Source organism: Undibacterium sp. FW305-107 (assembly GCF_058788535.1).
The window spans coordinates 20,946-33,803 of sequence record NZ_JBYTAV010000016.1; the positions used below are offsets into that span (position 1 = coordinate 20,946).

The window sequence follows — 12,858 nt, forward strand, 5'->3', positions numbered from 1 at the left end:
GTACGCTTTTCGCGTGATGGAGACAAGTATGGCAGGCCTGACACTACCCACATATGTACTTGAATATACAACCAAGACCATAGACGCAGTTTTATCCCAGACAGCTCTGGAAGGAAATGAGGTCGAGGTTGATGTCTACGAGCGTAGCGATGTCAGCAAGAAGCATGTAGCCTCAGGCAAGCGCATGAAAGGAGATGGCGACATGTTCCGCGTCTCTGTAACTACGGGCGCAGGCTCACATAGCGATGACTGGAGTTACACCATCTTGCGCGAATCAGCAGGACGCAGCCGCAAAATGAAAAAGTAATTGAATAACAAAAAGCCCGGCTCAGTTCAATCAGATTGAACTGAGCCGGGCTTTTGCTTTGTCAGCCCGCGCTGGTTTCTATGATGGGCGAGCTGGTGATGGTTTTATGTACCGGGCATTTTGCCGCGATAGCAATCAGTCTGGTGCGTTGTTCTTCAGTCAGTTCTGCGCCATGCAGTATGACTTGCTTCTTGAAGATATCCTGTACGCCTTCCTTGTGATGAGTCAATTTGACTTCAACCTTGTCCAGCGGCCATTGATGCTGGTTGGCATACCATCGAACAGTCATCGCTGTGCATTCACCCAGCGCTGCGGTCAGCAAATCAAAAGGGGCAGGGCCCAGATTGCCGCCACCTGCTTCCAGCGGTTCGTCACCTTTGATTACATGACCTGAGACATTGATGTCCACGGCAAAGGTGTTTTCACCTGTTTCTGTGACATGGGCGGAAATAGTTTGGTCTGACATAGTGTTTTCTCTATTCTGGTAATGGAATGAATTCGTCGTCGCCCGGGACCTTGGCAAAGCGCCCAGCCTTCCAGTCAGCTTTTGCCTGTTCTATGCGTGCTTCAGAAGTGGATACAAAATTCCAGAAAATATACCGCTGCTCAGGCAATGTTGCTCCACCCAGCAAAACCAGATGGGCATCACTGGTGGCTGTAATGGTGACGTCTGCACCCTCAGCAAAGACGGGCATGGTGCGTTCCTGTATCACTTCCCCGTTTATACGCACCTGGCCGGATATCAAATACAGAGCGCGTTCCGCATATTCTGCCGGTACCTGCAATTGCGCACCTGCGGGCATCTTCGCCTCAACATAAAACAGCGGGCTAAAAATTTTTACAGGTGCCGTGTGTCCATAGGCAGAACCGGCGATGAGTTTCAGTGCCACCTGGTCTATTTCAAATGCAGGCAGGCTTTCTGCGGCATGGTGATGGAATGAGGGTTCAACTTCTTCAAATTCTTTTGGCAGGGCCACCCAGCTTTGCAAACCATGTACAGTGCGTGTCTGTGACCGTTGCGCATCGCTATTACGTTCTGAATGGGTGATGCCACGACCTGCAGTCATCCAGTTGACTGCACCAGCCAATATCTCTTGTTCTGAACCCAGGCTGTCACGATGGAACATACTTCCTTCAAACAAATAAGTGACAGTCGCCAGACCTATATGCGGGTGTGGGCGTACATCCATGCCTTGTCCAGCCGTGAATTGCGCTGGCCCCATATGATCGAGGAAGATGAATGGGCCAACCAGGTGCTGTTTGGCAAATGGCAAAATGCGCCCGACAGTAAAACCCCCAAGGTCTTTTGTGCGTGCAGGTATGGTCAGGCTGATGACGCTCATGTGTATTCCTTTTTCAAAAGCGTTTTTAAGAAGTAGTCGCTTGATAATGTCATCGTTGACAAGAAAAGCAAACGGCAAAATTGTTTTGCATTTGCTATCGATTTTAAATCCAAAGCGCATACTTTGTATTGCGCTGCAAAAAAATCAATTCAGACTAGGACTCATTTCATAAATAGGGTGAGATGCGTTTGCCTCATAACACGGGCTGGCAAGGGTAAAGCAGGGGGGGGCGTGCAGCATGCTGCACGCCTGCGTACGATGTGCGCTTGCAAGCGCACATGCGCCCTGCAAGGGGACGAGGCAGTCAATAGCGGTGCTATTGATCACGAGTCCAACGCAGTCCAGCGCGAAGTTTGTTACCTTGCGCTTGCTACGGCACCAGCCTTAGCTTCGCAGGGTACGCACCTCAGGCCTTGCACTGCATCCCAAATCGTCTTGTTCGCACTCATCCTATTTATGAAATGAGTTCTATTATATTTGATATAATTTTTGCGCGATGTGCGCCAAAGATGCTGCTGATGTCATTGGTCCCGTATTGTATGCATTGCTCGGAGTTCAGCTTATCCGTCTTCATATTGATGTGACAAAAATCTCATTGGGAAACAGTAAACATGCAGTTTCAGGCAAGGAATCAAATAAGACTGTTTTCCAGCACAGAGAGATTTTTCAAGATGATGAGACACTCGCTACAGTACCTTGTCAGCGGGATAATTTTCTGCTGCCTGAGTGCCTGCTCTTTTGTCAAACTGAATGACGAAGCAAAAGTCTTTTATTCATCAACGGTATTTGTCGGTACTGTATCCACTGATACTCCCTGGGATAAACCTGTCGTGGTTGCGGCGTATGCCAAGCATGATGGACGGCTGGAAATCGCGCACTACACTGTGCTGCATGAGCCTGGTGCCTATGAATTGATTGTACCCAAGGGGCAATACAGCGTATTTGCCTTTGGGGATGCGAATGCTAACCTCAGGCTGGATGCAGGCGAACCGGTTGGGCAATATATCTCGCCTTCAGTTGAAGCTACAGGCACCGGTTTGGTGGCTGAACTCAATTTTGTGATTTCTTCTGCAGCGCAAACTGCTGTCCCCACAGGCACGGTGATTGCTGCGGCACCAGCCAGTGCCAGGTTGCACAGTACGCAGGTGGGCGCGATTGCAGAAATGGACCAGCCCATATTTTCAGCTGAATCTGGCAAGAGTGGTTATTGGGCACCAGTAGATTTTTTTAAAAAGGCCGGTGGCAATATCTATTTCCTGGATAAATATGATCCAGCCAAAACACCTGTCCTGTTTGTGCATGGTGTCGCTGGCTCACCGCAAGACTGGAAATATTTTTTCGAGCATCTTGACCGTAGCAAGTATCAGCCCTGGTTCTTTTATTATCCATCTGGTGCTTCACTGGATTCCATGTCGTACCTGCTGTACTGGAAGCTGGCTAATCTGCAGCGGCGCTACCATTTCGATAAAATTTATTTTACCGCCCACAGTATGGGTGGGATGGTCGTCCGTTCTTTCCTGAGTAATTACGGCACGCAATTCCCGGCAGTCAAATTGTTTGTCTCACTGTCCACGCCCTGGGGCGGTGACACCATGGCTGATAACGGTGTCCGTTATTCACCAGTGGTAGTGCCATCATGGAATGACATGCAGTCCAAAGGTCGTTTTGTACAAACCCTGTTTGAGAAACCGCTGCCACCTGATCTGGATTATTACCTGTTCTTTGGCCACGGCGGCAGTTACAGCCTGCTGCATTCTGCCAATACCGATGGCAGCATTACCCTGGCCAGTGAGTTACGGGCAGACGCACAGGCAGATGCCAGGATGGTCAAGGGCTTCAATGAAAGTCATGTCGGCATCTTGTCTTCGCCTGAGGTATTTCGACAATACGCTGCCGTACTTGCTGCCGCCGACAAAAAACATGCTGTGCAAACAGGTAAGGGCAGTAGCGGCAATTTGAGTGTTGCCTTTGCTTATGAAGTGAAAGGAAATGTACCCAAATCCGATCCCTTGCTGTTGCTGACCCCCACCGATGGCAGTCGTGAAAAAATCCTATTGCCCTTGAGTGCGCGTGATAGCGGCACAGATCTGGGGTCTTTTCCACCAGGTGAATACATCGCAAGTGTCGTTGCTTATGGTTTTACGACGGTGCCGGCAAAAATCTCCGTGGTCATTGCCACCGGCAAAAAAGCCGAATTGACATTTTCATTCGTACCGCAAGGGGTGTTGGCAGGTTATATAGGTGCAGAGATCAAAGCTGGCGACAATCCTGCCGGCAGCTTTCGCGCACCGCATCAACATATTCAGATAGAGTCGATTTCACTGACCGGTGAAAAAGAAAGCCGCACCTTGACGGCCAAGGATGAAATCAAGGACCGTGAGCTTGGTGCAGATGCATACCTGGCTGGCCGTGACTATAGTTTTCAATCTTCTTTTTCTTTCGTTGGCTTGAAAGAGGGGACGTATGAATTGCTCATCAAGGCGACTGGGTACCTGCCCTACAAACAGACTTATCACGTCATCCCGGGGCAGTATGCTTACCTGAAGCCCATTGACTTGACTCCATTAAAGAATTGAATAAGCCCATCAGGCTGCTTTTTTAATATTTACTTTTACTTACCAGAGAACCGCCATGAAACTACTCGCTTTCGCCGCCAGCAGCAGCAAAAAATCCGTTAACAAACAACTGGTCACTTACGCCGCCAATCTGGTTGCAGGAGCAGAGGTTGAAGTGCTGGATTTGAATGATTATGAATTGCCACTATTCAGTGTTGATAAAGAGGCTGACTTGGGCAAACCGGCACTGGCCCAAGCCTTTCTGGACAAGATCGCTGCCAGTGATGCCATCCTGATCTCTTTTGCTGAACACAATGGCTCTTACAGCGCCGCTTATAAAAACCTGTTCGACTGGTGTTCACGCGCCAATGGCAAGGTATTCCAGGGCAAGCCCATGGTCATGCTGTCGACCTCGCCGGGCGCACGCGGTGGAGCCAGTGTATTGGCAGCAGCCACAGGATCTGCACCTTTCTTTGGCGGGCAGTTGAAGGCGAGTTTGTCAGTGCCGACGTTTTATGAAAATTTTGATGTAGAGAAGCAGGAATTGAAGAGTGAGGAATTGAAAGCTAAATTGGTGGCAACGCTGGCAACTCTGGCCTGAGTCCGGATATACCTGTTTTGATTCCTTCAACTGTTTGTGAAGAAGTCTCATGCGGGTTTTTTAGCAAGAGAATGTGGCGGACTATACCGCCCGCCACAATGACGCTGGCTTTTAACCGCCATGCACCATTTTGTGTATAAGCGTCAGATCAAAGTGATGTGCCACGATGAATAAAGTAAGCAGAAAAACGACGACGGCAATCGCAATAGTGGTAGATTTTTTCATATGATACTTTCAAAGAGTTAAGGATTTCAATGCGCAAAGCTCGCGCTTACGCTTAAATTTGATGCTTTCCGGGCAGGATAGGCGCAGGCCAGAACAGCACCGCTGGTGACGATCAATAACCATATCCACAAAGATTTTTGTGAAATGACCAGGGGGAAGGCTTCGCCAAATAGCAGCTTGCCCAAAAACGCGCTGATGGCTGCTGACAAAGGCAGCGCCATGACAACGGCAATACCAAAACTCATCAGGGAGATGAACAGACCTTCTGCGATGACATTGCGTATTACTATGCCTGGGCGGGCACCAATACTGCGCATGACGCCAAATTCCCGGGTACGTTCAGTTACATTGCTGCCCATGGAAGAGCCTAAGCCAAGCACGCCAACCAGCGCCATCAGGATAGAAATAAACAGCAAGGCGTTGACCAGAAGATCAAAGTGATCATCAACTTCCTGGCGCAGCATGTTTTCTGTAATGCTGGCGCTGATACGAATTTCTTGCCTACCGAGCGCAGCCTCAATTTGTTTTGTCATTGCCTCTATCGTTTTTGGATCATGCTGATCCATCACTACACGAAAGCTTCTGTAAAGCTCACTCTGGTTGGTCAATTTGGCGTAGGTGGCAGGCGAGACGTAAGCCATTGCTCCAGTCATTTTTTGCCTGGCGATACCGACTACGCGCAAGCTGGCAGCCTTGTTGTGTACTCCCAGGGTAATGGTGTCACCGACTGTAATCTTGGGAAATGATTCCAGTGCCTTGTTGTTTAAGACTACTGTATCAAGGCCATTTCCTGCGCTACTCGTTACTTCACTAAGCCACTGCCCATTTTGCATGGTCAGGCTGATCAGTTTGCTGCCGTTGGGAATAGAGGTCACATTGAGTGAGCCGTGGCCGCCGTCAGGATAGGTCCTTTCTATATTCAGGCCATCTGGCCTGTGCCGCGCCACCGTACTACTGCTCCAGGCTTCGACCAGGTTTACGCCAGGCACTGAACCAATGATGCGGATAATTTTATTCCTGTCTTCTGGCTTGCTTAAATGAATTTCGAGATCATAGTGGCGTTCTGCTGCTGCTTCTACCAGATGTTCTTGTGATGCCTTCCTGACGTTGAGGCTGCTGATAAACATTGCTCCGGCAGTCGCGAGCAAAGCCAGCGTGAGTAACAAACGACCTCGGTTCCTGAAGCTGTTCCGCAAGGACATCACCATACTGCGATCCAGTCCAGGTAAGTGATACAACCAATTGCCGAAAGTTTTTCCGGTAAAAAATTTCCGTTTAGTGCCAAAGTCAGTCATTGCAGTGTGCGCACTGACCTTGCTCGCCCTGGAAATGGGTATTGCTGCCATGCAAAACGGGACGAGTACACCGGCAACGACAAGGACCAGATATACATAGCCAGGAACGGTGCCACTATTCATATTGAAATTGAGTACGCTCACTAAAATGAGCTGGGAAAAAGCCCGGCCTGCTGCCAGGCCAGCGGGTGCACCTAAGCACGTCGCCAGCAGAGCTATGATTAAGACGAAGCTGAGATATAAGGAAGAGATTTGCGAAGATCGTGCACCTATGGTTTTCATCACGCCGATCTGGCGCACCTGCTGTGCCAGCATGCTTTCGATGATAGTCGCAGTAAGCACGGCACTCAGCACCAATGCAATGCCACTAAACACCAGCAACATTCCCAGAATGGACGTCATGATCAGTCGATGCGGGTGTTCACCGGGTGGCGGTATCCTGATGCGTTCTACCACATGTCCTTGCTGTTGTACCCAAAGTGCGAGGGCACTGGCTACCTGCTCGATAGCATCGATATTAAAAGGTGTATTGCTGACAGTAATTTTTAAGTCATGCATGCCATCATTAATACCCAGGGCTGCCATGATATCGGGTGTTGCATAGGCGAAGGCAGACATGCTGGGTACTGGCACGCCAGGGTCATGTGCGCTGCCGGAGACAGTTATTTGACGTAGGCTGCCATCAGCCATCTTCAATTGCAGGATGTCACCTGTTTTCAGCTTCAACTTCTTTAAAGAGTCTTTTTCTAAAAGCAGCGTGCCTGGCGGAGGTGGCCATGCACCAGTTTCTGGAAAAATGCTATTGATACGCAATTCTTTAAAGTCATCAATGATCATCAGGTTGAGCGCTTGCAAACGGCCATCGGCCAGTTGTATGCCCGCATCCACTTTGGCACTGGCTTGCGCAGCCGCTATGCCAGGGAAATTCCGTATAGCCTGGATCAATTGAGTATCGATATTGTCGATTCTTAGTGTGGCCGAGGCTGGATTCGTGGCCAGGTAGTTTTGCCGGATTTCACGTGTCAATATGGTGTAGCTACCAAGCATGGTGGCAAGGCCAAACACACCAGCTGCGATGGCCAGTATCATCATGGCAGTACGGCCAGGCATTAATTGCGCGTCGCGCGCCAGCTTCATCCAGCGAGTGTTAAGCAACATATTGCCTCCCGCAAGTTGTGTCAGAAATGTGGTCTGCTGGATTGCGGAACTCGCCATCGGCCATGGTGATGCTACGACTGAAATAGTGACTATAGTCGCGCTCATGGGTCACCATCAGTACGGTTTTTCCTTCTGCGACAAGTTGCGCGAATAATTGCATGATGCTATTTGCAGTTTCTGTATCAAGATTACCGGTAGGTTCATCTGCCACCAGAATCTGCGGGTCATTCGCCAGTGCCCTGGCGATAGCTGCCCGTTGTTGCTGGCCACCTGACAAGGTGCTGGGTAATTTGTCGGCTTGCTCGCCTATACCCAGTTTGTCCAATAGTGCAGTGGCGCGTTGCCTGCGTTCACGCGGCAGGTACATATTACAAAAATCCATTGGAAGCATGACGTTTTCAGCGACGGTGAGCGTGGGGAGTAATTGAAAAAATTGAAAAATAATGCCAGCGTTTTTACCGCGCCATGTTGCCAGTTCGCTTTGTTTTAAAGTGTGAACAGGAGTCGCGCCGATCAATATTTCTCCTGATGTCGCGTGGTCAATGCCGGTCATTACATTCATTAAAGTCGATTTTCCGCTACCGGATTTTCCAACTATTGCGACAAATTCCCCTTCACGGATCTCCAGATTGATGTTTTTAAGGGCCGTAAATGAGCCTGATGCGGTCTCGTATTTTTTGCATATGTCTTTTAATACGATCAATGGCTTTGCTATTGTTTGTATTGGCATTTTTTTTCCATATGGTTTGATTGACGCATTTGCCAGCGGAATACTGTGCAGAACTGCGGCAGGAACTATTTAATTCCTATGGTGTATCTGTTATGTGTCAATGCATGCCACTTCTTGCAACACCCTGTTTCCAGGAACGTACAGAAACAATTCAGAAACAAATATGGAGAAAAAAATGTGCCGATTTGATGGATAAATCAGTTATAAAGCATGCTATGGAGAAAGCAGATCATTTACTGATCGTCGATGATGATGAAGAAATTCGCGATCTATTAAAACGTTACCTTGAAAAAAGTGGTTTCAAGGTGAGCGTTGCCGCCAATGGGCGGCAGATGCGCAGCATACTTGCAACTGGAGGCATAGACCTGATCGTACTTGACCTGATGATGCCGCATGAGGATGGTCTTAGCCTGTGTCGTGAACTTACAGCGACACAAATACAACCAGTGCCCATCTTGATGCTGACGGCCAGAAATGAAGAAGCAGATCGTATCCTCGGCCTGGAAATGGGCGCAGACGATTACCTGACCAAACCCTTTGCGACACGCGAATTGCTGGCACGCATACGTGCCATCTTGCGACGTGCCAGAATGATTCCTATGCAATTACGCGAAGCCGGCGGTGGGCGTATGTTGAGTTTTGGTGCATGGGTATTGGATACAAACGCCCGACACCTGATTGACGACAGTGGCGCGATTGTTTCGTTAAGCGGAGCGGAGTATCGCCTGCTAAGGGTTTTTCTGGATCACCCACAGCGGGTGCTCACGCGCGACCAGTTGCTCAACCTGACACAGAACCGCGACGCGGATTATTTTGATCGATCCATTGATATACTGGTCAGTCGTCTTCGCAAGCGCTTGCGCGACGATTCGCGAGAACCCCAATACATCAAGACGCTGAGAAGCGAAGGGTATATCTTTTCAAGTACGGTGGTGCAAAGGGATGACGTACCATGAATGTACTGAAACAGAAACTACAGCATATCTGGCCAAATTCATTATTCTCACGACTGGCTTTTGTGTGGATACTGGCTTTATTGCTTGGTCATCTTATCAGCAATGTATATGGATACATTTCAGTCCATGATGATCAGATTGCCCGCACAGATTATTATCTGACAAAAGATTTGTCGGTACTGCTACCAATTCTTGACACGGCCACGCCACCTGAGCGAAATCTTTGGGTGCAAAAAATGCAGCGTCATGCCTACCGCTACGAATTAAGCACGATTTCTTCTGAAGTATTGTCAGCATCAACGGCTAAATGGACTGACCCACACCATCGGCAGGGTTTGGCTCATACGCTCAAAGAAGAGCTGGCAGCCAGCTATTCGGCGAGAAGTTCGGCTGGCCTGGCTCAAGGCGAGATGGGGCGATTGTACTTTTCATTGAAAGACGGAACCGTATTAATTGCCATCATTAATAAAACAGTCTGGCCCATAGATTGGGGGGCAGGTGCTGTCTTCGGACTCCAGATGCTTGCTGTGGTCACATTTACCTGGCTGGCTGTAAAACAGGCGACACGCCCCTTGCAACGTTTGGCTGAAGCGGCGGATGTGCTGGGCTCGTCTTTACATGGTGAAGCCATACCGGAAGACGGTCCAAGTGAAGTTGTCAGGGCCGCGGCTGCATTCAATGTCATGCAGGCACAGATCAAAGATCATCTGGCTGAGAGGGTACAGATACTGGCCTCGATTTCGCATGATTTGCAGACTCCCATTACACGCATGCGCTTGCGCGCTGAGCTAATGGATGACGACAGCTTGCAGGAAAAAATGTTGAGTGATCTGGACGCCATGCAGCAACTGGTCGAGGAGGGTATCACCTACGCACGAAGTGCACAAAGAACCACCGAGGAAGTATGTCGCGTGGATATCGATGCTTTGCTTGATAGCCTGGTTTGCGATTATGTGGATGCCCAACACTCTGTACGTCTGAGTGGGGAAATAGGCACTATACTTTCTTCAAGGCCAAATACGCTCAGGCGCATCATGATCAATTTGATAGATAACGCCCTGAAATTTGCGGGAGATGTCGAGATACAACTTGCCAGGATATCGGCAGAGCAGATATCGGTGTCGGTATTGGATAGGGGGCCAGGGATACCTGATAGTGAAATGGCTGCAGTATTGCAGCCATTCTATCGTGTGGAAAATTCGCGTAACCGCAAGACTGGTGGGACTGGTCTGGGCCTGGCAATTGCTCAGCAATTGGCGCATGCCGTTAATGGATCCATCACTTTAAGTAATCGCGACGGTGGCGGCCTGGAGGCCAAGCTGGTTTTCACTGTGCTGGCAGAAAAATAGCCTTCGTGCTCTGCCAGCATTGTCAAATTCAATGTTTGCCCGTACTCCCAAAGCCACCTTCACCACGCTCACTCTGTCCAAATTCATCCACGATATTAAAGCCGACTTGCAGCACCGGTACGATGATCAGTTGCGCCAGTCTTTCCATCGGTTGCAGGGTAAACTCTGACTGGCCACGGTTCCAGGTCGATACCATCAATTGGCCCTGGTAGTCAGAGTCGATCAGACCCACCAGGTTGCCCAGCACGATACCGTTTTTGTGGCCCATGCCGCTGCGTGGCAAGATCATGGCGGCGTAGCCTGGGTCAGCTATGTGAATCGCCAAACCGGTAGGAATCAGCACTGTCTGGCCGGGTTGTATGGTGATGGCTTCATCTATGCAGGCGCGCAGGTCAAGACCAGCGCTGCCAGGTGTGCCGTAGGCTGGCAGCATGTCTTTCATGCGGCTGTCGAGAATTTTCAAGTCTATGTTTTTCATGGCATTGAGAAAAAATAATGCTCAAAGAACGGTTACTCTTTGAGCAGGTATGGAAGATTTAAATGAGGCTGGAGCGCAAGGCGATTTCTGCCACCAGTTGTTGAGCCAGCACTTGTTTGTCGGCGCGTGGCAAGGTAGTGTGGCCATGCACGTCAAACAACACCAGCTCGTTCTCATCCTTGCCAAAGGTATGATGGCCGATATTGCCAACCAGTAGAGGCACGTCTTTCTTCTGGCGTTTGGCAGCACCGTACTGCAAAAGGTTTTCTGATTCTGCAGCAAAGCCCACGCAATATGGTGCATTCGGCATGGCCGCGACGCTGGCCAGAATGTCAGGGTTTTGCGCAAATTGCAGTTGCGGCGCATCGCCTTCACTGGTCTTTTTCAGTTTCTGTGTGCTGGCATTGGCAACACGCCAGTCAGCTACTGCAGCAACGGCAACAAACACATCCTGCTTGTGCTGCTTCAGTTGAGTCACGACTGCGTCAAACATTTGCTGGGCAGTTTGCACGTCGACGCGGCGCACGCCATACGGTGCATCCAGCGCGGTAGGGCCAGACACCAGGGTAACGATGGCACCAGCTTCCCACGCTGCCTGCGCAATCGCGTAACCCATCTTGCCTGACGACAGATTGGTGATGCCGCGTACCGGGTCTATCGGCTCAAACGTAGGGCCGGCAGTGATCAATACATGTTTGCCTGCCAGCGTCTTGGCCTGGAAGGACGCAATGATTTCGGTCAGCAATTGATCGGGCTCCAGCATGCGGCCCATGCCGGTTTCGCCGCAAGCCTGGTCGCCGGCAGCCGGGCCCAGCAGGTGTATACCATCTGCCTTGATCTGTTGCACATTGCGTTGGGTGGCAGGGTTTTGCCACATTTCGACATTCATGGCCGGGGCGACAAGCAGTGGAAGGTTCGCAGGGCGGGCAACGCACAGGGTGGACAGTAAATCATTGCATGCACCATGTGCCAGCTTGAAGATAAAATCCGTACTGCAAGGTGCAATAACGATGGCATCAGCGTCCCGCGTCAGGTCTATGTGCGGCATATTATTATTGATGCGCGCATCCCACTGGTCGGTGTATACCGTATTGCCAGACAGGGCTTGCATGGTCACTGGCGTGATGAAATGGGTGGCAGATTCTGTCATCACCACCTGTACATCGGCACCAGCCTTGCTTAGCGCCCGGGTCAGTTCTGCAATCTTGTAGCAGGCCACGCCACCGGTCAGGCCCAGAACGATCTTTTTACCAGCCAGTCGCAGACTCATGATGCTATTCCTTATTTTTTGACGCGGCGTAATTCATCTAATATGAATAATGCCGCACCTACGCAAATTGCGCTGTCAGCGATGTTAAATGCCGGGAAATGATAAATTTCCAGGTAATGAAAATCCAGAAAATCGATGACGTGACCGTACATCACCCTGTCAATAACATTGCCGAGTGCACCACCCATGATCAGGGCCAATGCAGAGCAAAACAATTTTTGTCCCGCATGGCGTTTCAGCAAGTAAGTGATATACGCGGCTGCGATCAAACCGATAGCGGTAAAAAAATAACGCTGCCAGCCTGCTTCAGCGGCCAGGAAGCTGAAAGCTGCTCCCTTGTTGTACACCAGGGTCAGATTGAAGAATGAGGTAATGCTCAAAGTCTCGGCATAGGCAAAGGCCTTGCTGATCGTGATCTTTGTGACCTGGTCCAACAAGATAATGATGGCAGCCAGACCTAGCCAGGGTATCAGGCTGGAACCAGAGGACTTGGCACCTGAAGAATTATTTGATGCTGCAGGACGTTTTTTGGTCGCCATGGGAATTGAATTCTTGTGAAGTCTTGATTAATGCAGGTGGTTCAGATTTATA

General features: G+C 49.9%; 12 protein-coding genes. 5 read left to right on the plus strand and 7 right to left on the minus strand.

The features are described from left to right. Positions 1–28 precede the first annotated feature (28 nt). Positions 29–307 carry a hypothetical protein gene (locus AC3WQT_RS26510; protein WP_492708656.1) on the plus strand — a complete coding sequence of 93 codons (279 nt, stop codon included), beginning with the start codon at positions 29–31 and terminating at the stop codon, positions 305–307. A gap of 61 nt (positions 308–368) precedes the next feature. On the opposite strand, the gene AC3WQT_RS26515 is transcribed toward AC3WQT_RS26510, so the two are convergent. Continuing rightward, positions 369–773 carry an OsmC family protein gene (locus AC3WQT_RS26515; protein WP_492708658.1) on the minus strand — a complete coding sequence of 135 codons (405 nt, stop codon included), beginning with the start codon at positions 771–773 and terminating at the stop codon, positions 369–371. A 10-nt stretch (positions 774–783) separates the two neighbouring features. Further along, positions 784–1,650, minus strand: a complete 867-nt coding sequence (locus AC3WQT_RS26520) for a pirin family protein (protein ID WP_492708660.1) — start codon at positions 1,648–1,650, stop codon at positions 784–786. A gap of 671 nt (positions 1,651–2,321) precedes the next feature. Between AC3WQT_RS26520 and AC3WQT_RS26525 the strand changes: the two genes are divergently transcribed. Together AC3WQT_RS26525 and AC3WQT_RS26530 are read left to right on the plus strand one after the other, a co-directional pair. Next, positions 2,322–4,226, plus strand: a complete 1,905-nt coding sequence (locus AC3WQT_RS26525) for an alpha/beta hydrolase (protein WP_492708662.1) — start codon at positions 2,322–2,324, stop codon at positions 4,224–4,226. Positions 4,227–4,281: 55 nt separating this feature from the next. Continuing rightward, on the plus strand, positions 4,282–4,806 hold the full coding sequence (locus AC3WQT_RS26530; RefSeq protein WP_492708664.1) for an NADPH-dependent FMN reductase: 525 nt from the start codon (positions 4,282–4,284) through the stop codon (positions 4,804–4,806). 251 nt (positions 4,807–5,057) lie between these two features. On the opposite strand, the gene AC3WQT_RS26535 is transcribed toward AC3WQT_RS26530, so the two are convergent. Together AC3WQT_RS26535 and AC3WQT_RS26540 are read right to left on the minus strand one after the other, a co-directional pair. Next, a complete protein-coding gene (locus tag AC3WQT_RS26535; protein ID WP_492708666.1) occupies positions 5,058–7,484 on the minus strand; it encodes an ABC transporter permease in 2,427 nt (808 codons plus the stop codon). Then, complete coding sequence (locus AC3WQT_RS26540) at positions 7,474–8,214, minus strand: ABC transporter ATP-binding protein (RefSeq protein ID WP_492708668.1); 741 nt, start codon at positions 8,212–8,214, stop codon at positions 7,474–7,476. The genes AC3WQT_RS26535 and AC3WQT_RS26540 overlap by 11 nt, the downstream gene beginning before the upstream one ends. A gap of 215 nt (positions 8,215–8,429) precedes the next feature. On the opposite strand from AC3WQT_RS26540, the gene AC3WQT_RS26545 reads away from it, so the two are divergent. Both AC3WQT_RS26545 and AC3WQT_RS26550 read left to right on the plus strand, forming a co-directional pair. After that, positions 8,430–9,170, plus strand: coding sequence for a response regulator (locus AC3WQT_RS26545; RefSeq protein WP_492708671.1), 741 nt, complete (start codon positions 8,430–8,432; stop codon positions 9,168–9,170). Beyond that, the gene (locus AC3WQT_RS26550; RefSeq protein WP_492708673.1) at positions 9,167–10,519 is read left to right on the plus strand and encodes an ATP-binding protein; all 1,353 of its coding nucleotides are present in this window, start codon (positions 9,167–9,169) and stop codon (positions 10,517–10,519) included. The genes AC3WQT_RS26545 and AC3WQT_RS26550 overlap by 4 nt, the downstream gene beginning before the upstream one ends. 28 nt (positions 10,520–10,547) lie before the next feature. Here AC3WQT_RS26550 and dut read toward each other — a convergent pair whose 3' ends face one another. Genes dut through lspA form a run of 3 tightly spaced genes read right to left on the minus strand, consistent with a single transcriptional unit; the run spans position 10,548 to position 12,806 of the window. Beyond that, on the minus strand, positions 10,548–10,997 hold the full coding sequence (gene dut / locus AC3WQT_RS26555) for a dUTP diphosphatase (RefSeq protein WP_162040755.1): 450 nt from the start codon (positions 10,995–10,997) through the stop codon (positions 10,548–10,550). Positions 10,998–11,055: 58 nt separating this feature from the next. Beyond that, positions 11,056–12,261, minus strand: coding sequence for a bifunctional phosphopantothenoylcysteine decarboxylase/phosphopantothenate--cysteine ligase CoaBC (coaBC, locus tag AC3WQT_RS26560; protein WP_492708787.1), 1,206 nt, complete (start codon positions 12,259–12,261; stop codon positions 11,056–11,058). A gap of 17 nt (positions 12,262–12,278) precedes the next feature. Next, the gene (lspA, locus tag AC3WQT_RS26565; RefSeq protein ID WP_492708676.1) at positions 12,279–12,806 is read right to left on the minus strand and encodes a signal peptidase II; all 528 of its coding nucleotides are present in this window, start codon (positions 12,804–12,806) and stop codon (positions 12,279–12,281) included. Between the last annotated feature and the right edge of the window lie 52 nt (positions 12,807–12,858).

Bases quoted from the DNA above. Each gene is read 5' to 3' on its own strand.
- AC3WQT_RS26510 (WP_492708656.1), top strand. From the start codon at position 29: ATGGCAGGCCTGACACTACCCACATATGTACTTGAATATACAACCAAG.
- AC3WQT_RS26515 (WP_492708658.1), bottom strand. From the start codon at position 773: ATGTCAGACCAAACTATTTCCGCCCATGTCACAGAAACAGGTGAAAAC.
- AC3WQT_RS26520 (WP_492708660.1), bottom strand. From the start codon at position 1,650: ATGAGCGTCATCAGCCTGACCATACCTGCACGCACAAAAGACCTTGGG.
- AC3WQT_RS26525 (WP_492708662.1), top strand. From the start codon at position 2,322: ATGATGAGACACTCGCTACAGTACCTTGTCAGCGGGATAATTTTCTGC.
- AC3WQT_RS26530 (WP_492708664.1), top strand. From the start codon at position 4,282: ATGAAACTACTCGCTTTCGCCGCCAGCAGCAGCAAAAAATCCGTTAAC.
- AC3WQT_RS26535 (WP_492708666.1), bottom strand. From the start codon at position 7,484: ATGTTGCTTAACACTCGCTGGATGAAGCTGGCGCGCGACGCGCAATTA.
- AC3WQT_RS26540 (WP_492708668.1), bottom strand. From the start codon at position 8,214: ATGCCAATACAAACAATAGCAAAGCCATTGATCGTATTAAAAGACATA.
- AC3WQT_RS26545 (WP_492708671.1), top strand. From the start codon at position 8,430: ATGGAGAAAGCAGATCATTTACTGATCGTCGATGATGATGAAGAAATT.
- AC3WQT_RS26550 (WP_492708673.1), top strand. From the start codon at position 9,167: ATGAATGTACTGAAACAGAAACTACAGCATATCTGGCCAAATTCATTA.
- dut (WP_162040755.1), bottom strand. From the start codon at position 10,997: ATGAAAAACATAGACTTGAAAATTCTCGACAGCCGCATGAAAGACATG.
- lspA (WP_492708676.1), bottom strand. From the start codon at position 12,806: ATGGCGACCAAAAAACGTCCTGCAGCATCAAATAATTCTTCAGGTGCC.